General features: G+C 47.9%; 16 protein-coding genes. 15 read left to right on the top strand and 1 reads right to left on the bottom strand.

Annotation, left to right across the window (positions count from 1 at the left end; all coding sequences use genetic code 11):
* Positions 1-142: 142 nt before the first annotated feature.
* The 3 genes from QM529_05675 (at position 143) to QM529_05665 (ending at position 3219) form a co-directional block, all read left to right on the top strand.
* Positions 143-1225, top strand: a complete 1083-nt coding sequence (locus tag QM529_05675; GenBank protein ID MDI9314142.1) for a DUF262 domain-containing protein — start codon at positions 143-145, stop codon at positions 1223-1225.
* A 14-nt stretch (positions 1226-1239) separates the two neighbouring features.
* Positions 1240-2241, top strand: a complete 1002-nt coding sequence (locus QM529_05670; GenBank protein MDI9314141.1) for an adenine-specific methyltransferase EcoRI family protein — start codon at positions 1240-1242, stop codon at positions 2239-2241.
* A 444-nt stretch (positions 2242-2685) separates the two neighbouring features.
* Positions 2686-3219, top strand: coding sequence for a hypothetical protein (locus QM529_05665; protein MDI9314140.1), 534 nt, complete (start codon positions 2686-2688; stop codon positions 3217-3219).
* A 2-nt stretch (positions 3220-3221) separates the two neighbouring features.
* Here the strand turns inward: QM529_05665 and QM529_05660 are convergent, their stop codons facing one another.
* Positions 3222-4634 carry a 3-deoxy-7-phosphoheptulonate synthase class II gene (locus QM529_05660; protein ID MDI9314139.1) on the bottom strand — a complete coding sequence of 471 codons (1413 nt, stop codon included), beginning with the start codon at positions 4632-4634 and terminating at the stop codon, positions 3222-3224.
* 484 nt (positions 4635-5118) lie between these two features.
* Here QM529_05660 and secE point away from each other — a divergent pair, with 484 nt between their 5' ends.
* From secE to QM529_05600, 12 genes are all read left to right on the top strand, one after another.
* Positions 5119-5316: a preprotein translocase subunit SecE gene (gene secE, locus QM529_05655; protein MDI9314138.1), complete on the top strand. Its 198-nt coding sequence runs from the start codon at positions 5119-5121 to the stop codon at positions 5314-5316.
* A 77-nt stretch (positions 5317-5393) separates the two neighbouring features.
* Positions 5394-5987 (top strand): transcription termination/antitermination protein NusG, encoded by a 594-nt coding sequence (gene nusG, locus QM529_05650; GenBank protein MDI9314137.1) that lies wholly within the window; start codon positions 5394-5396, stop codon positions 5985-5987.
* 17 nt (positions 5988-6004) lie between these two features.
* Complete coding sequence (gene rplK / locus QM529_05645) at positions 6005-6430, top strand: 50S ribosomal protein L11 (protein ID MDI9314136.1); 426 nt, start codon at positions 6005-6007, stop codon at positions 6428-6430.
* 39 nt (positions 6431-6469) lie between these two features.
* The gene (gene rplA / locus QM529_05640; protein ID MDI9314135.1) at positions 6470-7159 is read left to right on the top strand and encodes a 50S ribosomal protein L1; all 690 of its coding nucleotides are present in this window, start codon (positions 6470-6472) and stop codon (positions 7157-7159) included.
* 348 nt (positions 7160-7507) lie between these two features.
* Positions 7508-7987 (top strand): 50S ribosomal protein L10, encoded by a 480-nt coding sequence (gene rplJ, locus QM529_05635; GenBank protein ID MDI9314134.1) that lies wholly within the window; start codon positions 7508-7510, stop codon positions 7985-7987.
* A gap of 54 nt (positions 7988-8041) precedes the next feature.
* Positions 8042-8398 (top strand): 50S ribosomal protein L7/L12, encoded by a 357-nt coding sequence (rplL, locus tag QM529_05630; GenBank protein ID MDI9314133.1) that lies wholly within the window; start codon positions 8042-8044, stop codon positions 8396-8398.
* A 266-nt stretch (positions 8399-8664) separates the two neighbouring features.
* A complete protein-coding gene (gene rpoB / locus QM529_05625; GenBank protein MDI9314132.1) occupies positions 8665-12972 on the top strand; it encodes a DNA-directed RNA polymerase subunit beta in 4308 nt (1435 codons plus the stop codon).
* Positions 12973-13021: 49 nt separating this feature from the next.
* A complete protein-coding gene (rpoC, locus tag QM529_05620; protein MDI9314131.1) occupies positions 13022-17341 on the top strand; it encodes a DNA-directed RNA polymerase subunit beta' in 4320 nt (1439 codons plus the stop codon).
* 305 nt (positions 17342-17646) lie between these two features.
* A complete protein-coding gene (locus QM529_05615; protein MDI9314130.1) occupies positions 17647-18441 on the top strand; it encodes a carnitinyl-CoA dehydratase in 795 nt (264 codons plus the stop codon).
* 185 nt (positions 18442-18626) lie between these two features.
* Positions 18627-19385, top strand: a complete 759-nt coding sequence (gene gloB, locus QM529_05610) for a hydroxyacylglutathione hydrolase (GenBank protein MDI9314129.1) — start codon at positions 18627-18629, stop codon at positions 19383-19385.
* Positions 19386-19419: 34 nt separating this feature from the next.
* Positions 19420-20910 carry an FAD-binding oxidoreductase gene (locus QM529_05605; GenBank protein MDI9314128.1) on the top strand — a complete coding sequence of 497 codons (1491 nt, stop codon included), beginning with the start codon at positions 19420-19422 and terminating at the stop codon, positions 20908-20910.
* A gap of 42 nt (positions 20911-20952) precedes the next feature.
* Positions 20953-21972, top strand: a complete 1020-nt coding sequence (locus QM529_05600) for a hypothetical protein (GenBank protein ID MDI9314127.1) — start codon at positions 20953-20955, stop codon at positions 21970-21972.
* Positions 21973-22033: the final 61 nt, after the last annotated feature.

Raw genomic sequence — 22033 nt, 5'->3', positions numbered from 1 at the left:
TGGCAACAATTTGTCGAATCATGCCCCCGATGATAGCGCAATTCCGCCAAATGGGGAATGGCAAGGGCGGGGCAAGGTTATTTTTTTGCTTTCTAAGACACAATGAATTATTGTATAGGAACAAAATACAAGTAAGGAATTCATGAAAATCGAACTGCAAAAAATAACCATCCGCCAATTATTTGTCGATTATGCAAATAATGACGAGGAAGGGGTCGTTGCCTACGGCGGCAAGCTCGACATTCGGCCAAAATACCAACGGGAATTTATTTATAAGGATAAACAGCGCGATGCCGTTATCGACACGGTGTTTAAAAATTTTCCGCTTAACGTAATGTATTGGGTTGAAAAAGACGATGGCACATATGAAGTGCTGGACGGCCAACAACGCACCTTAAGCATTTGCGAATACCTGAGCAATAATTTTTCGTTAAAGGAAATATTGTTTTACAACCTGCCGAAAGACGAACAGGAAAAAATTTTGAATTATGAATTGATGGTTTATTTTTGCAACGGCACCGACGGCGAAAAATTGCAATGGTTTAAAACAATCAATATCGCGGGCGAAAAATTAACCGACCAAGAATTACGCAATTCGATTTATTCCGGCCCGTGGCTGACAGACGCAAAACGATATTTCAGCAAACGCGGTTGCCAGGCCCACAATATCGCCGGCGAATATATGGCGGGTTCGGCGATTCGCCAAGAATACCTGGAATCGGTGATTGATTGGATAAGCCATGGCAAAATTGAAAAATACATGAGCGAACACCAACATGCCAAGGACGCCAACGAATTATGGATATATTTTCAAGAGGTGTTGGATTGGGTGAAAAGAACATTCCCCACACACCGCAACGAGATGAAGGGCCTGCCGTGGGGCGTATATTACAACCAATTTAAAAATGAAAAATTAAATTCAAAAGATTTGGCAAAGGAAGTCGAGCGGTTGATGTTGGACGATGAAGTGGAAAATAAAAAAGGAATTTATTTGTATTTGTTGGACGGCAAGGCAAAATATTTAAACTTACGCGCATTTTCGCCGGCCATGAAACGCGAGGCATTTGAAAAACAGGGTGGCAAATGCCCAATTTGTAAAAAAATTTTTAAGATAGAAGAGATGGAGGCCGACCATAAAAAACCATGGCATTTGGGCGGCAAAACCACCAAGGAAAATTGCCAAATGCTGTGCCGCGACGACAACCGCGAAAAATCGGGCAAATAAAAACGGAGGATAAAATGAAAAATAGCAATTTACGAAAGGCGGCGCGGGAAAAAAATGACGAATTTTATACGCAATTGGTCGATATTGAAAAGGAGATAAAAAATTACAAAGAATATCTTGCGGGCAAGGTAGTGCTTTGCAATTGCGATGACCCGGAAAAATCAAATTTTTGGAAATATTTTTATATGAATTTCGACCTCATCGGGTTAAAAAAATTAATCAGCACCCATTACAAACCCAGCACCATACTTGATATAAGCGAGCAAGCCTATAAACTTGAATATGATGGCAAGGAAATCATCAGAACAAATTTGCGGGGCGAGGGCGATTTTCGCAGTGAAGAATGCGTTGATATTTTAAAGCAAGCCGATGTAGTTTGCACCAACCCGCCCTTTTCATTGTTCCGCGAATATGTAAAACAATTAATGGATTATGAAAAAAAATTTCTCATCATTGGCAATATGAATGCCATAACTTACAAAGAAGTTTTTTTGTTAATTAAAAATAATAAAATGTGGTTGGGGGTTGATAACAATGGCACAAAATGGTTTCGAGTGCCCGACCATTACGACATAGCAACCGAATCAAGAAAAAAAATAGAGAATGGTATAAAATTTTTTAGCATGGGTAGCGTTATGTGGTTCACCAACCTTGATAATAAAAAACGGCATGAGGATTTAACGCTGGGTAAAAAATATAATAAAACCGATTACCCCAAATATGACAATTATGATGCTATTAATGTTGATAAAACATCCGACATACCGGTTGATTATGATGGGGCAATGGGTGTGCCGATAACTTTTTTAGACAAATATAACCCCGACCAATTTGAGATTGTTGGGTTAGGTATCTCAAATTCAGGATTGGATATTGGTGTTAGACCCTATAAACCCGAACACAAAAAATATAGAAAAGAAATTCAAAAAAGAGGTGCTGTCGATGGCGATTTGTATATGATGGTTAATGGAGAAGTAGAAGTGCCCTATGCCCGTATAATAATCAAGAAAAAATAAGAATTGGCTTAGGCACTTGACATTTTTTCCCGAATCGCAAGATATTATGCCAAACGATTCGCTTAAGTTTAAACAAGGGCGATATAATTAACTAACTAACACTAAAAAATACGGAGACAAAATTATGCCTAATTATTGTGTTAATATGAACGCTCAAACCAGTGGCCAACATGAAGTCCATAATACAGCGAGCACTAAAGGTTGTTTGCCAAACCCCAAGAACATGCATGTTTTGGGATGGTATTCTGATTGTTCTAGTGCGGTAAAGGCGGCAAAAGACTTAGGATACAAACCAGCGGATGGTTGTTATTATTGCTGTAAGTCGGCTGACCACGGCTAAAACTTGCCTCTTATACGAATCGGTGTATTATACTATCAGCGATGGTTTTATAAGCCTTGCCAAAAACAAGGGAAAAATAGTTATAGAAAGGATATTTTTATAAAATGAATGATATAATAAAAAAAAATCAAGAACTCGTGAATAAGCTACTAGTTTTTATAAGGATTAAAAACCTTGAAAACTATAATACGCCACTTCATTTTAAAGAAAATGATGCAGATGCCAAAGAGTTTATGCAACAACATAATGAGAATTATAAAGCGGTCAGCAATGCTCTCAATACTTGTTATAAGGCAGGTTATTTTAATAAAGCAGGCATACCAGTAAATTTTAGCGGGCATCCCTATTTTATGGCTGTAAGTTTAACCCGCGAAGGGCTTGAGAAAGCCGAAGAATTATCTAACCCTGGCCAAACATCTCAGGGAATTGTTGTAGTGGGCGATGGCAATATAATCGGTAATAATAACATTAAAATTGAAAATTTTTTTAATTATTTAATTAATGAAATTAATAAATCATCGGCTGATGAAGCGGAAAAAAAAGGCCTTATAGCAAAAATAGAATCTATAATGAATAGCCCTTTTGTTTGTAGCATTGTAAATGGACTTGCGAGCGGGCTATCAAGCAATCTAAAATAAACTTACTTCCTATTTGCTGTTATCATATCCGCCAGCATGAAGGATAGTTCGAGGGCCTGTTCGCCGTTTAATCGCGGGTCGCAATGGGTGTGGTAACGGTCGGCCAGGTCGTCGGGGCGCACTTCGCGCGCGCCGCCCAAACATTCGGTTACGTTTTTGCCGGTCATTTCGACATGAATGCCGCCCACCACCGCCGATAATTTTTTCATCACGTTAAAAAATTCTTTAACCTCGCCAAATATCGAATCCAACACGCGGGTTTTGAAAACGCCGTTTTTCGATGGTTGCTTTATCGTGTTGCCGTGCATTGGGTCGCAAGACCAAACCACCGGGTGATTGGCCGATTGCACCGCGCGCACAATCGCGGGCAGGAATTTTTCAACCTGCCCCACGCCGAACCGCGCAATTAATGTTATGCGCCCCGGCGTTTTGTTGGGGTTCAACAGGTTCAGGATTTTTACCAATTCGTCGGGGTCGGTTTTGGGGCCGCATTTAATGCCCAACGGGTTTTGAATGCCGCGCAAAAATTCCACATGCGCCGATTGCAAAAAACGCGTGCGGTCGCCTATCCATAAAAAATGGCCGGCGCAATCGTAATAATTATTGGTGATGGAATCTTGGCGGGTCAGGGCTTCCTCATACCACAGCAACAATGATTCGTGGCTTACGTAAAAATCGGTGCGTTTTAATTGCTCGGCGGTGTCGGCGGTTAAACCGCATGATTGCATGAAAATCATTGCCTTGTTAATCTCATCGGCCATTTTTTGAAAACGCAGGGTGGTGTCGTGCGCTTTCGGGCTTTGCTTGACGAAATCAAGCATCCAGGTTTTGACCAGGTGCAAATCGGCATAGCCGCCATCGGCAAAGGCACGAAGCAGGTTCAGCGTCGCCGCCGATTGGTGATAGGCGCGAATCATCCGAAATGGGTCGGGGACGCGGCCGTTTTTATCGAACGCCATGTCGTTGATAATGTCGCCGCGGTATGATGGCAATGTTACGCCCTGTTGCTCCTCGGTTTCATCCGACCTTGGTTTGGCAAATTGCCCGGCCATGCGGCCAATTTTTACCACCGGTTTTTCACCGGCAAATGTTAACACCACCGCCATTTGCAAAATAACGCGAAAGGTATCGCGGATGCTGTTGGCGGAAAATTCGAGGAAGCTTTCGGCGCAATCACCGCCCTGCAACAAAAAGGCGCGACCATCGACGCATAATGCCAAGGCCGATTTTAATTTTTCGCATTCGCCGGCGAACACCAACGGGGGTAGCGACGATAATTCCTGCTCGGTCGCCTGCAACTTTTTTGCATCGGGGTATTGCGGCACCTGCTTTATTGGTTTTTCGCGCCAACTGGCCAATGACCAATCGATTGGCGTGGCCTTGTTCGGTAAGGTGGTGGGTGTATTTTGGGGCATTGTTTTTATTTTTCTACAATAAAGGAAAAAAATCTTCAAGGTTATTGTGTAGAGGGTGGTGATGGCGAGCAGGCGGGGGCGTAACCCGCGCCAAAGCCATGGGATAGATGGGGACAGATGGGAAATAGTTGCGAATAGTCGGGTGATAGCTGGGCAATCACCGCCGATTATTGCATGATGGCAAAAATAATGTAAAAAAACCAGTCAAAACCTTCAAAAAGTAGTAAAAAGAGCTTGACGCCTGGGGCTTTTTTTACTATGAGTTTCGCCTGTTGCATAAAAAAATCTTGACAAAAAAATCAAATCGGCGGTTATCATTTCGGTAACCAGTCGGTTGTATTCATCCGCTGTTTCGCGGCTTGAAAAAAACGGCGCGATAGATTGTTTTTGGGTTGGTTTGGGGCGGCTGTGCATGACGAGTGATAGGGCAATGATGGGGTTTAGCAAGCGTGATAAAATAGCATAACAAAATGGCGAAGCAATAATGATGAAAAATGGATTGAATATCGCAACCTGGGTGCGCCAAGTTATTGGTGAAGTGAACAAAGTAACCTGGCCAAGCCGTCAAGAAACCATGATGGCGACATTGATGGTGTTGTTGTTTTCGGTGGCGATGTCGATTTTTCTGTTGTTGGCTGACCAAATTATCTCGCGCTTGATAAGGCTGGTGCTGGGTAGTTAAGATAAAGATGATGTGGCAAGAATTTCGGGGCGCAAAATATAAATATTATAGATAGAGATAAAAACATGATGGCAACAATGACAGAGCGTAATATGATGCAAGGGCTCGCGCAAGGCGTGACCCAAGGCACAATGGCCGACAAAAAATGGTATGTTATCCATGTCCAACCCGGTTTTGAAAAAAAAGTGCGCGAGGCGATCGAGGACGAGGCCAAGCGCAAAAACCAATCGGCCGCGATAGAGGAGATTCTTATCCCGACCGAGGACGTAACCGAAATCAAGCGCAACAAAAAAATTAAAACCGAGCGCAAATTTTTCCCGGGCTATATTTTGATAAAAATGGCGATGACCGATTCGACATGGAATTTGGTGCGCTACACCAACCGCGTTACCGGCTTTTTGGGCGCGGGCAAAAAACCAATTCCGATTTCCGACCGCGAGGCACAACGGATTTTATCACAAGTTAAGGAAGGGGTCGAACGCCCCCGCCCGTCGGTGCAATTTCAGGTCGGCGAAATGGTCGTGGTGGTTGACGGGCCCTTTGCCTCGTTCCAAGGGCTGGTCGAAGAAATCGATGAAGAAAAATCACGCCTCAAGGTGATGGTGACGATATTTGGCCGTGAAACCCCAGTCGATTTGGATTATGGCCAAGTGGAAAAATCAACTAGCTAAAAAAAAGGAAAAACATCATGGCAAAAAAAATAACAGGATATGTCAAATTGCAAGCCGGCGCCGGCCAAGCCAACCCATCGAACGTGGGCCAGGCCCTGGGGCCGCGCGGTATCAATATCATGGGCTTTTGTAAAGATTTCAATGCGCAAACGCAAAAGATGGAAGCCGGCGCGCCGATTCCGGTGATTATCACGGTGTATGAAGACCGCAGTTTTTCATTCATTATTAAAAAGCCACCGGTGTCGTTTTATTTGAAAAAAGCCGCCAAAATTGAAAAAGGCACTGGCCTGGCCGGGCGCGAAATCGCCGGCAAAATTGGCTTGGAAGAAATTAAAAAAATTGCGACCGAAAAAATGGCCGAAATGAACGCGGCGAGCTTGGAATCTGCCATCAAAGAGGTTAAGGGTAGTGCGCGCTCGATGGGTTTGGAAGTGGTCGAATAGAATTTAACAACAATAACAATAGAGATAAGGATTATCATCATGACAAAAAACAAAAGAATGAAAGCGATGGAAGGGGTTGACGTGTTTGCAACCTACCCCTTGACCGATGCGGTTGATGTTATTAAAAAAACCGCCGTGGCAAAATTCGATGAAACCATCGAAATCGCGGTGAATTTGGGGCTCGACATGACCATGTCGGAACAGCAGGTGCGGGGCGCGGTGATTTTACCGGCCGGCACGGGCAAAACCTTGAAGGTGTTGGTGTTTGCCAAGGCCGATAAGGCCGAATTGGCGAAAAAAGCCGGTGCCGATATTGTTGGCGGCGAAGAATTGGTGGAAAAAATCAATGGCGGTTGGCAAGATTTCGACCGCGTTATCGCCACCCCCGACATGATGGTGGTGGTCAGCAAATTGGGTAAGGTTTTGGGGCCACGTGGCCTGATGCCGAACCCAAAATTGGGCACCGTGACGCCAGATGTCGCCACCGCGGTTAAGGCGGCCAAGGGCGGCGAAGTGCAATTTAAAAATGACAAGGCCGGTGTGGTGCATGCTGGTATTGGTAAGGCGAGTTTTAAAGCCAATGACATTGCCGCCAACGTGCGCGCCTTCGTCAAGGCGTTGGAATCGCACAAGCCAAGCAGTTTGAAAAAAGATTACATCAAGCAAGTCAGCCTGTCCTCGACCATGGGGCCGGGGTTGGTGATTGATGTGGCGACCATTGCCTCATAATATTTTAATTTAACAACCTATAACAACGATAGACAACAAGGAAGATAAGCGAAAAAATTTGAACGAATTTTAACCATCATTTTTTAATTTTTTTAAGAAACGATGGTTAAAAAACCTGTCCGAGAATGGCGGCGCCATAGATAAGACAAAACATTGCTAAGCCAAAATACGGGCTTAAAGATGCATTTTCCTATCGCTTAAATGACAAAAATTGGTATTAAACCCGATTTTTTGAAGCCTCCCTGAGATAAGGTTTTTTGATGAATAACGAAGCAATCAAAAATCCCTGTTTGACGACTGGTAATAACCCTAAACAAGCAACAACGAAGCGACAAATGGATAAGCATTATGGATAGACAAGGTAAAGAAGTGGTGGTTAGCGCGCTGAAAAGCGAATTGCAAAAGGCCGCGTTGGTGGTGGTAAGCCATCAATCGGGGCTCGACGCCGCTCAATCACGCGCCCTGCGCAACACCGCGCGCGCCAATAAGGCAGGTATAAAGGTGTTGAAAAACACCCTTGCCAAATTGGCATTGCAAGGTGGCGATTTCGACTACTTGCAAAACACCATGAAGGGTCCAACCGTGATTACTTGGTCGACCGACCCGGTGGCCGCGGCGAAGGTGATTGGCGACATGGCAAAAACCACCGATAAGATAAAAATTATCGCTGGCGGCGCGCCCAAAAAAGAAATGGCGTTGGCCGATGTTATGGTGCTGTCGACCTTGCCCTCGATGGATGCCCTGCGTGGCAAATTGGTTGGGGTGCTTTATGCCCCCGGTGCCAAATTGGCGCGTGTCATGGCATTGCGGAGTGCGCAAGCGGCGTAAAGGGTTCAACACAAAAATATAAACAACATTATTAATTAGCGAAAGGAAAAAACAATGGCTGATATAAAAAAACTGGTTGATGATTTATCAACCCTCACCGTGCTTGAGGCGGCAGAACTTGCCAAAATGCTCGAAGAAAAATGGGGCGTAACCGCGGCGGCACCCGTCGCGGCGGGTGGTGGCGGTGCCGCTGAGGAAAAGACATCCTTCACGGTGGTCTTGGCCGCGGCCGGTGAAAAGAAAATCGACGTCATCAAAGAAGTTCGTGCCATCACCAACCTTGGCTTGAAAGAAGCAAAGGACCTGGTCGAGGGCGCGCCCAAACCGGTTAAAGAAGGGGTGGATAAGGCCGAAGCCGATGCCATCAAGAAGAAACTTGAAGCGGTGGGGGCAAAGGTCGAAGTTAAATAATTTTTTAGCGAAAGGTCGGTGGCGGGTTTTAAATAATTGGCCGCCGACTTTTCCTAAAACATCGATAAACATCGGCCAAAACCGATTAATTTTTGGCGGAGATAATTGCGGGTAGGAAAAGACCGATGGTTAAGAAATAGCGAAGGAAAATAAGAAAGAAAAAGAGAAGAGATTAAACGCGGGATAACAAACCTAAGGCAACAACGGGAAAAAGTTACCTTTCATCGTAAAAAAATAAGCAACTATAAAGAATTAAGAAAAACAACATGGCAATAACTGGCGATAACAATCAAAACAATCTTATGAATGGTAATGGGGCCGCGGGCAACAAGGGCGCGTCCATAAATGGCGCGAGCAAGTTGGTGCGCGCCATGTCGCGCGACGAAATGGTTGCTCGCTCCTTCACTGGCAAAAAACGCCTGCGCCGTAGTTTTGGTCGCCACCCCGAAATCATCGACATGCCAAATTTGATTGAATTGCAACGCGGCAGTTTTGAAAATTTCTTGCAACAATATGTCGATAAAGACCACCGCGCCGATATTGGCTTGGAAGCGGTGTTAAAAGAATTATTCCCCATCGCCGATGGCCAGGGGCGTTTGGAATTGCATTTTAAATCTTACCACCTGTTGCCGCCAAAATTTGAAATCGACGAATGCTTGATGCGCGATGCAACCTACGCCGCGGTGTTGAAATTATCGCTCGAAATGACCATCTGGAATGTCGATTCGGTGACTGGCGCGCGCGAATTTAGCAAGGCCAAGGAACAAGATGTGGTGATTGGCGAAATCCCCTTAATGACCGACAATGGGACATTTATCGTCAATGGCACCGAACGGGTTATTGTGTCGCAAATGCACCGCAGTCCCGGCGTGTTTTTTGACCATGACCGCGGCAAAACCCATTCGTCGGGCAAATTGCTTTACGCCGCCCGCATTATCCCCTACCGCGGCTCGTGGTTGGATTTTGAATTTGACCATAAGGATATTTTGCACGTGCGCATCGACCGCCGGAAAAAAATTCCGGTGACGACGTTGCTGGCCGCCCTGCCGTCTGAAAAAACGATTGAAAAAATTAACGCCCTGAAGAAAGAGGGCAAGGAATGGCACGACCTGCCACGCCTCGAATGGCAAGGCATGAGCCGCATGGAAATCCTGCAATTTTTCTATGGCCGCGCCGATTGGCAGGCCTCGGGCGATGGTTTCGTCGTCCCCCTATCGACCCTGATAAAACGGCCAAAAATGGTCGAGGAAAATATCTATGACGCCAATGGCACGGTGATTTTGAAGGCCGGCGAAACCCCAAGCGGTCGCGTGCTGAAGGAATTATTGGCCAACAAACAGATGGTCAAGTTGTCACGGGAAAAAATCATCGGCCGTTATTTGTGGCAAGATGTGGTATTGCCCAATGGTTTGGTCGCGGCCGAGGCCGGCGATGAAATCAGCGAAGCCTTGCTTGAGGAATTCGCCAAACAGGGCGCCACCACCATCCCCACCCTGGATATCGATTTTATCGAATTTGGTCCCTATATTCGCAATACCTTGATGGTTGATAAAATATGGCAAAAAAATGGTTCGAGCCGTGAAAATGCCTTGGAAGAAATCTATAAATTGATTCGGGTTGGCGAAACCCCGACCTATGAACAGGCCGAGCATAATTTCCAAAATTTATTTTTTGAACAGGACCGCTATGATTTAAGCGCGGTCGGCCGCGTCAAAATGAATGCGCGCTTGGGCTTTGACAGCAATGAAGTGCCCGATTCGGTGCGCGTCTTGCGCAAAGTTGATTTGCTGACGATTGTTAAAACCTTATGCGCGACCAAGGACGGCCGTGGCGAAATCGACGATATCGACCATTTGGGCAATCGGCGGGTGCGGGCGGTCGGCGAATTGTTGGAAAACCAATACCGCATGGGCTTCCTGAAAATGGAACGTTTCATCCGCGAAAAAATGCAACAGGCCGATGTCGAACGCGTCATGCCGCAAGAGCTCATCAACGCCAAACCATTGAACGCGGTTATTCGCGAATTTTTTGGCTCGTCGCAATTGTCGCAATTTATGGATCAAACCAACCCATTGGCCGAAATTACCCACAAACGCCGCCTGTCGGCCCTGGGGCCGGGCGGTTTAACCCGCGACCGCGCAGGGTTCGAGGTTCGCGATATCCACCCGACCCATTATGGTCGTATCTGCCCGATTGAAACCCCCGAAGGGCAAAACATCGGGCTGATTAACAGCCTGGCGACCTTTGCCTCGGTCAATCATTATGGTTTTATCGAAACCCCCTATCGCAAAGTGGTTGGTGGCGTGGTGCAGGATGATATTATGTTCATGTCGGCGATGGAAGAAAGCAAACACACCATCGCCCAGGCCGACGCGCGCCAAGATGGCACGCGGAAATTGCTCGACGACCTGGTGCCCTGCCGTCGTGGTGGCGACTATGTGTTGGCCGCGCCGCAAGATATTGATTATATCGACGTGTCGCCCAAACAATTGGTGTCGGTCGCCGCGGCCTTGATTCCATTTTTAGAAAACGATGACGCCAACCGCGCCCTGATGGGTTCGAACATGCAACGCCAAGCCGTGCCGCTCCTGCGGAGCGAGGCACCATTGGTCGGCACCGGCATGGAAGAACGGGTCGCCTACGATTCCGGCGTGGTGATTGTTGCCCGCCGCCCCGGCGTGGTTGACCAAGTCGACGCCAAGCGGATTGTTATTCGCGTTACCGAAGATGTTCGCCCTGGCGAATCATCGGTCGATATCTATCCATTGAAAAAATACAAACGCTCGAACCAAAGCACCTGCATCAATCAACGCCCATTGGTGATGATTGGCGACGCGGTGAAAAAGGGCGATATCATCGCCGATGGTCCCTCGACCGATTTGGGCGAATTGGCCTTGGGGCAAAATGCCCTGGTGGCCTTCATGCCTTGGAATGGTTATAATTTTGAAGATTCGATTCTGATATCGGAACGGATAGTGCGTGATGACGTGTTTTCGTCGATTCACATCGAAGAATTTGAAGTCGCGGCGCGCGATACAAAATTGGGGCCGGAGGTTATCACCCGTGATATACCGAACGTGACCGAGGAAGCCCTGCGCAATTTGGACGAAGCCGGTATGATTTACCTGGGTGCCGATGTTGGCCCGGGCGATATTTTGGTCGGTAAGGTCACGCCAAAGGGCGAAACCCAAGTTACCCCCGAGGAAAAATTGTTGCGCGCCATATTTGGTGAAAAAGCGTCTGACATGCGCGATACATCGCTACGCGTGCCGCCGGGCGTGCAAGGCACCATCGTCGAGGTGCGGGTCTTTTCGCGCCGTGGCATGGATAAAGACGAACGGGCGATTGCCATCGAACGTTCGGAAATTGATTCCTTGACGCAAGATAGAGACGACGAACGCAAAATTTTGGAACGCGCCTATCGGTTGCGCTTCATTGAATTGACCCATAATCAAAAGGTCAAATCCGGCAATATCAAGGGCGATATCACCGAGGAAATCGTTGAAAAAACGCCGGTTGCACAATTGCGCCAAGTGCTGGTGCAAGACGCCGGCACCAACAGCCAATTGGAATCGTTGAAAAAATGGTTCGAGGATTCGATTGACGAAATGGATTTGCGTTTCCAAAACAAAGTGGAAAAAGTAAAAATGGGCGATGATTTGGCGCCCGGCGTGTTGAAAACCGTGAAGGTCTTCATCGCCGTGAAACGGAAATTGCAACCCGGCGATAAAATGGCCGGTCGCCATGGTAACAAAGGGGTTATTTCGCGCATCGTGCCGATGGAGGACATGCCCTACCTTGATGACGGCACGCCGGTTGATATCGTGCTGAACCCCTTGGGGGTGCCGTCGCGCATGAACGTCGGCCAAATTATGGAAACCCACCTCGGGTGGGCTTGCCATGGCTTGGGTCGCGAAATCGACAAGGCCCTAAAAAATTATGGCCGCGAGAAAAACATCGCGCATCTTAAGGAAACCCTGGTCAATGTTTACCAACATGACGATATGAAAAAAGTTATCGAAGCGATGGACGACAAGCAAGTGGCCGAATTGGCGAGCAACACCCGCGCCGGTATTCCGGTGGCGACACCGGTGTTCGACGGGGCGCGGATTGCCGAAATCGATGCCTTCTTGACTCGTGCTGGGCTTGATACCTCGGGGCAAGTTAAATTGATTGATGGTCGGACCGGCGAATTTTTCGCGCGGCCGGTTACCGTGGGTTATATTTACATGATTAAATTGCACCACTTGGTCGATGACAAAATTCACGCCCGCTCGGTTGGTCCCTATAGTTTGGTGACGCAACAGCCATTGGGTGGCAAGGCGCAATTTGGCGGCCAACGTTTCGGCGAAATGGAAGTCTGGGCGCTCGAAGCCTACGGCGCGGCCTATACCCTGCAAGAAATATTGACCGTGAAATCGGACGATGTGGCGGGGCGTGCCAAGGTTTACAAGGCGATTGTCGAAGGCAATGATAGTTTTGAAATCGGCATCCCCGAATCATTCAATGTGTTAATCAAGGAATTGCAGGCACTCGGTCTTTCGGTCGAATTGCTTCAAGACCACCAAGATTAGGCCAGATTAAAATTTATAGCGCAAAAACAACCAACGAAAGGAAAAAACCATGGAAAAAAATGATAACCTGACCCCCACGGTCGCCAACCCGATGATTCAAAACCCAACCTTGCGGTTGTTTGACAAGGTGCGTATCAATATCGCCAGCCCCGAGCAAATCATGTCTTGGTCCTATGGCGAGGTTAAAAAACCAGAAACCATTAACTATCGCACCTTTAAGCCGGAACGCGACGGGTTGTTTTGCGCCAAAATTTTCGGGCCGGTGAAGGATTACGAATGTTTGTGCGGTAAATACAAACGCTTGAAACACAAAAACCTGATTTGCGAAAAATGCGGTGTCGAGGTTACGCAAAGCAAGGTGCGGCGCGAACGTATGGGGCATATCGAATTGGCAACGCCGGTGGCGCATATTTGGTTTTTGAAATCCCTGCCATCGCGCATCGCCATGGTCGCCGATTTAACCCTGAAAGAAATTGAATCGATTTTGTATTTGGAAAAATACGTGGTTATCGAACCGGGCACGACCGATTTGACGCTTTATCAAACATTGAACGAAGACGAATATGCCAACGCGCGCGACCAATATGGCGAGGAATTCCACGCCATGATTGGTGCCGAAGCCGTAAAACATATGTTGGCGCAGGTTGATATCGACCAAGAAATTACCAAAATGCGTGCCGAAATGGCCGAGGGCGCGTCTGAAACCAAACGCAAAAAACTGGTGCGCCGTTTGGGCCTGATGGAATCATTGAAGGAAGCCGGTATCAAACCCGAATGGATGATTATGAATGTCATTCCGGTTATTCCGCCCGATTTGCGCCCCTTGGTGCCGCTCGATGGTGGGCGTTTTGCCTCCTCCGACCTTAACGATTTGTATCGTCGGGTTATCAACCGCAACACGCGGTTAAAAAAATTGATGGACCTGCGCGCGCCGGATATTATCATCCGCAACGAAAAACGCATGTTGCAAGAATCGGTCGATGCGCTTTATGACAACGGCCGTCGGGGTCGCGTCATCATGGGGTCGAACAACAAACGGCCATTAAAATCCTTGTCGGATATGTTAAAGGGTAAGCAAGGCCGCTTCCGCCAAAATTTGCTGGGCAAACGGGTCGATTATTCGGGCCGCTCGGTTATTGTGGTTGGCCCCGAATTGAAATTGCATCAATGCGGCTTGCCGAAAAAAATGGCGTTGGAATTGTTCAAACCATTTGTAATTGGTCGCCTTATCAAACGTCACAAAGACATCTCGGTCAAAATTGCCAAAAAATTGGTTGAAAAAGAAAAAGACGAAATTTGGGATATTTTGGAGGAAGTCATCCGCGAACATCCGGTTCTGTTGAACCGCGCGCCGACGCTCCACCGGCTTGGTATCCAAGCCTTCGAACCACAATTGGTCGAGGGCAAGGCCATCCAGCTCCACCCGCTCGTTTGCTCGGCCTTTAACGCTGACTTCGACGGCGACCAAATGGCCGTCCACGTGCCATTGTCGATTGAGGCGCAACTTGAAGCGCGCGTCTTGATGATGAGCACCAACAATATCTTATCGCCGGCCAACGGCAAACCGATTATTGTGCCATCGCAAGACATCGTGCTCGGCCTGTATTATATCACCGCCGAGGGCGGCGGCAAAACATCGCAAGTGGTTACGTTCCGCGACCGCGCGACCTTTGACCTTGCCTACAGCCACCAAGAAATCGAGCTACGTACGTCCGCCGGTAAGGAAGTTGCCGAGACCAATGCCGACAAATTGTGGCAAGGGTTAGAAAGCAAAGAATTGGTGGCGCATCGCCTGCCGTTGTTTGCTTCGGTTTCCGAAATCCAATTGGCGTTGGAACATGAAACCATTTCCATCAACAGCCGAATCAAATCGTTGTTCTACACCCACACCGCCGATGGCAAGCCCGTCGTTGAAAAGGTCATGACCACCGCCGGCCGCATGTTGCTGTCGGAAATTTTACCGCGCGATTCAAAATTGCCATTTCACATTGTTAACAAAACAATGACCAAAAAAGAAATCAGTAACCTGATTGACATTGTGTTCCGTCATGTTGGGCAAAAGGAAACGGTTATTTTTTGCGATAAATTGATGGGTTTGGGTTTTGCCTGGGCCTGTAAAGCCGGTATTTCGTTCGGTAAGGATGATTTGATTGTGCCGCCGATGAAGCAAAAACTTATCGCCGATACCAACAATGAAGTTAAAAAAATCCAAGGGCAATATCAAGACGGGTTGTTGACGCCGCTGGAACGTTATAACAAAGTGGTCGATGCCTGGGATGATTGTTCCAAAAAAGTGCAAGCCGAAATGATAAAAGGTATCGCCGAAAAGAAAACCCTGAATTCGGTTTTCATGATGAGCGATTCGGGCGCGCGGGGTTCGTCTGAACAGATTAAACAGCTCGCCGGCATGCGCGGGCTGATGAGTAAACCATCAGGCGAAATTATCGAAACACCGATTATTTCAAACTTTAAAGAAGGCCTCTCGGTTCTCGAATATTTTAACTCGACCCACGGCGCGCGCAAAGGGTTGGCCGATACCGCCCTGAAAACCGCCAACGCCGGTTACTTGACGCGTCGCTTGGTCGACGTGGCGCAGGACGTGATTATCACCATCGATGATTGCGGCACCGACAAGGGGATTAGCCAAAAACCAATCATGGATGGCGGCGAAGTGGTGGTCAGAATCTCTGAACAATTATTGGGCCGCGTCCTGTTGGAGGATTTAATCGACCCGAAAAGCAAGGCGGTTGCCTTTGGCAAAAACACCATTATCGATGAAGCCATGGCCGACCAGATTGAGCTGTTCGGATTTGACGAGGTCAAGGTGCGTAGCCCACTGATGTGTCAGGCCGAGATGGGGATTTGCGTCAAATGTTATGGTCGCGACCTGGCGCGCGGCACGCCGGTTAATATCGGTGAAGCGGTTGGTATTATGGCCGCGCAATCGATTGGCGAACCGGGCACACAGCTTACGATGCGGACCTTCCAAATCGGCGGTATCGCGCAAAAGGGCAAACAAGACAGCTCTATCGATGCGTCGGTGCGGGGCAAGGTTTCCTTCCTCAACAGCAATATCACCAACAACTCGCGCGGCGACCGCGTGGTGATGAGCCGTAACATGGAATTGATTATCCAGGACGACGACCAGGTCGAAAAGGCGCGTTACCGCGTGCCGTTCGGCGCGAAATTATTGGTCGAAAGCGGCGTGGTTATCGAACGTGGCGAAAAATTGGTCGAATGGGATCCATTCTCCATCCCGATTATTGCCCAGGTCGATGGCGTGGTCGTCTTCCAAGATTTGATAGAAGGCCAAACCTTGAAGGATTCGGCCGAGGAAATCGGTGCCGGTGGTCGCACCATGATTGTTACGACCCGCGACAAGTGGAAAATCCGTGGCGGCAAAGAAGAATTGAAACCGCAATTGGCACTGCGTGGTGCCGATGGCAATGTGCTGACACTGCCGTCCGGGGCGGCGGCCAATTATGAATTGCCGGCACAGGCGATTTTGGAGGTCAGCAGTGGACAATCAGTCAAGGCCGGCGACGTGATGGCGCGGATATTGCGCGATTCGGCGAAATCGAAAGACATCACCGGTGGTTTGCCACGGGTCGCCGAATTGTTCGAAGCGCGCAAGAGCAAAGACGCGGCTATCTTGGCCGACCAAGATGGCGTGGTGCGGATTGGCAAAGATTATAAGGCGAAAAAACGCATTAGCATCGAACCCCATAACAAGGAACATCAGCCGACCGAAATCCTTATCAGCAAGGCGCGCCAAATCATGGTGCAAGAGGGCGACGAAGTGCGCAAAGGCGACCTTATCGTTGAGGGGACAAAAATCTTGCATGATATTTTGGAAGTCATGGGGTTGGAAGAATTGGCAACCTACATGATAAAAGAAATCAAGGATGTTTACCGCGCCCAAGGGGTGAAAATCGACGATAAACATATCGAGGTTATCATGCGCCAAATGTTGCAAAAATTGGAAATCACCGACCCGGGCGATACATTGCTGATAAAAGGCGACATGTGCGACCGGATTGATTTCGCCGAAATCAATGACAAGGCGATTGCCGCCAACCAAAAACCAGCGGCCGGCAAGATATTGTTGCAAGGTATTACCCGTGCATCGCTCTTGACGCGCAGTTTCATCTCGGCCGCATCGTTCCAAGAAACGACTCGCGTGCTGACCGATGCCTCGGTTCGGGGTAAGGTCGATGGGCTGGAGGGGTTGAAGGAAAACGTCATCGTTGGCCGACTCATCCCCGCTGGCACCGGTGCCGAAATGCGCCGCCTGCGGGGATTGGCCTACGCCCGTGATAAAGAATTAAAGGGCGAGATGAAGGAATTGGAAACGCCAGTTGCTGAATAACCATAGGTTAGGCAACATAAACCATGCCCGCCGGCCGATAGGCTAAGCTCAAGGTATCTCAGGCGCAAGCTTGTGCCAATAATTGGGCAAAAATCTTTGACAAGGGTGCGTGCAAGGCTTGTGGGCAAGCTCGCGGATAAAGGCGGGCAAGGATTGTCGCCAAGGACCGGGTGGTCTAAATTTCTTTGCATTTTTTCTTGTCAGTTTTTGTTGACAGGCTTCAAATTTCTAGGCTAAATTATGCAACCGCAGAAGCTTAAGAAACAAGTCCAGTAAACAAAGCAACAAAGCAAAAGGTGGCGCAAATGAAAAATTGGAGCAACGAACATTTTACCGTGGAGCTGAAAGACGGGGTTTGTGAATTTACCCTGCATGCCGGCAAGGCCAATGCTATTTCCGCCAATTTGAGCCGTCAAATGGGGTTGGTGTTCCAAGATTTTCGCGACGACGATGCCGCCCGGGTGTTGGTTATCACCGCCCGTGGTGAAAAATTTTTCTGCCCGGGATGGGATTTAAAGGGCGCGGCGGCGGGCGAAGCCCCCGACAGCGATTATGGCGTTGGCGGGTTTGCCGGTTTGCAAGAATTGCCCAACATGAACAAACCGATAATTGCCGCCATCAATGGCATTGCCTGCGGCGGCGGTTTTGAATGGATGATATCTTGCGACCTTATCATCGCGGCCGACCATGCGACCTTTGCCTTGCCCGAAATTAACGTCGGCGTTTTTGCCGATGCGGCAACCATCAAATTGCCGCGCCGCATCCCCTATCACATTGCGATGGAAATGTTATTGCTTGGCCGGTGGATGAAGGCCGATGAGGCACACCGCTGGGGACTGGTGAACGAGGTGGTGGCCAAGGAAAATTTATTACCGCGCGCCCGCGAAATCGCCCGCATGTTGGCCGACGGCCCGCCGTTGGTTTTCCACGCCATTAAGGAAGTGGTGCGCGACTCCCTGACCCTTTCTATCCAAGAATCATTTAACAAAACGCGTGACGGCGGATTCCCGACGGTTTACAAATGCAACCATTCGGAAGATATGCTGGAGGGGACTCGCGCCTTCGCCGAAAAACGCAAACCTAAGTGGCAGGGCAAATAGGGTAATTTCAGCGGCGTTCGTTCTCCGCGCCAAGCTCGTTGTTTGTTTTCGGCTTTCATTATTGTCGGCGGTTGCCGATAACGACAATTGTTGGTATAAAGCCGGTTAAAGAATAATCGGTCATGACACCATGGTGAAACCATGGTGCTGGCCATCGCCATCATGGTGAGAAAAGGTATAAAAAAATGAGCCTGCGATGGGCACAAATTCCCGCCCTTGCCGATAATTATATTTATTTTATAATTAATGACAAAGAAAACACCGCGGTGGTGGTCGACCCGGGGGAGGCCGGCGCGGTTATCAATTTTTTAACCACACAGCAATTGACCTTAGAAAAAATCCTTATCACGCATCATCACCATGACCATGTTGGCGGTGTGGTGGCGTTGCAAGAAAAATATCATTGCACCATTTACGCACCGCAATATGATATTGATAAGCGGCGCATACCGCACCTGAATGGTTTGCCGCTGACGGGGCTAAGCGAAGGCGATGGGGTGGATTTGTGGGGGCGGCGCGCCGGCGTTATCGCCCTGGCCGGCCATACCCTGGGGCATGTTGGTTTTTACGTGGCAGAGGAAGCTTGGTTGTTTTGCGGCGATGTTATTTTCTCGCTGGGTTGTGGTTTTTTGTTCGAGGGCGATTTCGCCACGGCCCATGAATCGTTGCAAAAAATAAACGCCCTGCCGCCGGCAACCTTGCTGTTCATGGCGCATGAATATAGCGCGGCCAACATTGCCTTCGCCAAGTGGTTTTGGGGTGATGCGGCATCGCCCATGTTGGCCACGCGTATCGACGACATAAAAAAATTACGCCGCGCAAAAAAACCAACCGTGCCGACCAGGTTAAGCATCGAGCAAGCCACCAACCCATTTTTGCAAATGAATAATGTGGCCGATTTTAAAACCCTGCGCGAAACAAAAAATAATTTTAATGCGACATAAATAATATAATCCTATAGAAAATTATAAAGCAACCATGGCGGAAAATTTGATAAAAGAATTACAAACCATATTGGGCGCGGGCAATGTGCTGGGCGGCGCGGCGGATGCGGCGACGCCTTACCTTACCGATTCTTACGGCCGGCGCGGCGCGGCGACCGCGGTGGTTTTCCCGCGCGATGTGGCAAGTTTAAAATCCTTGGTGGTTTATGCCAACCAGCAAAAATACCAGCTGGTGCCGATGGGTGGCAACACCGGCCGGTCGCAGGGGGCTTTGGTCGATTCGCCTGATGATGTATCAAATAATTTTGGCGCGGCCCATCGCGCAGTGATTGTGGTTTGCATGAAGCATTTTAACAAAATCATGGTCGATGAAAAAAACAATTCGCTGATGGCCGAAAGCGGTGTGGTGCTGGATAATATTCACCAGGCGGCGGGAAAAATTGGCCGGGTTTTTCCGGTCGCCCTGGGGTCGGCGGGGTCGTGCCAAATTGGCGGCGTGTTGTCGACAAATGCTGGCGGTTACAATGTGTTTCGTTACGGCATGGCGCGGCAACATCTGCTCGGCCTGTCGGTGATGTTGGCCAATGGCGCGGTGCTGTCGCAAATGACCGCAACGCGCAAAGACAACAGCGGTTATGACTTGAAGCAATTGTTTTTGGCGGCCGAGGGGACGCTGGGTTTTATTCTTGCCGCCAACCTTGCCCTGGTGCCGCGCGCGCCGCGCCGCGTGGTTGGGTTATTGCCCTGCCGCGATGTGGCGGGGGCGGTTGATGTGTATCATCGTTATCAACATATATTTGGGCCGTTGCTGACCGGTTTTGAATTGATACCCGATGTTGGTCGCGCCCTGTTGGTGGCGCGGGGCAAAAAAATCCCGTCATTTTTTGCTGATAAAAAAAACCAAGCACCATTTTATTTGTTGTTTGAAATTGATAATTTTTTTGACCATAACAATGACGCCATCATCACCGACATGCTGGCGCGCGACATGGCGGCGGATAATATCATCGCCATTGCCCATAATGAAAACGAGGCCCGCGCCCTGTGGGCGGTGCGGGAAGAAATTGTTTGGTCGCTTAACGCGACAACAGCCAATGAAAATAATGCCGGCAATAAAAAACCCCCGCCGGTGGCGCGGCATGATATTGCCCTGCCGCTGTCGGGTTGGGCGGGTGGCGGCGCGGCGGCGATAAATGACGCGGTGGAAAAAATCGTTGCCGGCGCGATACCATTTGTGTTTGGTCATGTGGGCGACGGCAATTTGCATTACCATTTTTTATGCCCAAAAAATATGGCGGCGGCCGATTGGGTGAAATCCATTCCCGCGATTCACGACGCGGTGTATGACGCGGTGGTGGGCATGGGGGGCAGTTTTTCCGCCGAACATGGCATTGGCCGAGAAAAGGTCGCGGCCTGGCGGCGTTACCAATCGCCGCTGGTGCAGGGCATCAGCCGCGACATTAAAAACCTCCTCGACCCGAACAACATCATGAACCCGGGCGTTATTTTTGACGGCGGAGAATAATGACAAATAGTTGAATTTAGAAAAGAATCATTTCATAGGGAAATGATGAGAAAACTTCTTATTACGGGCGCGGGCGCGGATTCAAATTTGCTTCAATCTGAGATAGCCGACATTATGTCGAGCAATACAAACAAAGCAGCAAAAATTTTGCATAGGTTGAGGGATAATCCGACATTTTTATATTTGTTAAGCCCGTCTAACATGGATTATAGCAATTCAAATGCTTTATGGTATAATAGTCATTCAGGTGGGACGGATTTGGGCATTACAACTTTATTAAGTGCTAGTGTTCAAAGAAAAAAATTTAATGAGGTTGTAGAAAAATTCGTTGAGTCACAATCATCAATAGATAAATTTTTATTTGATAATCGCGCATTAAATGATGATAGGTATAAATTATTGGCATGGTATTTTAATTATATTATTTATTATTTTGACCAAGATGATATTAAAAAAAGTTGTGCTGATATTTTTCAAGACAGGATTTCATGGCTGGAGAAGGTTAGCAAAGATGATTTTATTCTAACATTAAATTACACAAGAACCTATGAGCGGGCGGGATTTAAAAATGTTAAGCATTTTTACCATTCCCTGCCAGAATATGGCTTTGATGATTATAAAAAAGATTTAAATGAGCTATGGTCTGATGCCAACAGACGTCTCAACCAGGACAATGTTATGAACGAGCAGACGAGAGATGAGTTTATTAAAATTTTTCTACAAAGAAACCTACAAGGCTTGCTTAATTTTTATAATTGTCACGAAAAGAATATAGTGTTTCAAGATATGATTGGAGTGAATAATTGTAGTGAGATTAATAATTTTTTTATTTTGGGCGTCAGTCATATTACTTGTGCGACAACATTGCATAGATTATTTACTACTAGCTTCCCTTCTGAAGTTGCCAAAGGAAAAACCCTTCATATATGTGCTTTTGATTATGATAATTGCAAAGCAGACTGGGATGCTGTTAAAGAAAAATTCGAACGGCAGGATGATAAAATAATTTTTTATAATAATAGCGACAAGTTAATTGAAAAATATAACGCCGCAGAAACTTAAGCTTTCTCGCGAAGACTCCGCCAAAAAAATTCGACCTGCTGTTGGTTATATTGGTATGAAG

Origin of the sequence: Hydrotalea sp. (assembly GCA_030054115.1) — a bacterium.
In the GTDB taxonomy this organism is placed as follows: Bacteria; Pseudomonadota; Alphaproteobacteria; order JASGCL01; family JASGCL01; genus JASGCL01.
Note: the sequence above shows the minus strand (reverse complement) of the source record. Positions and strands in the feature narration are given on the sequence as shown.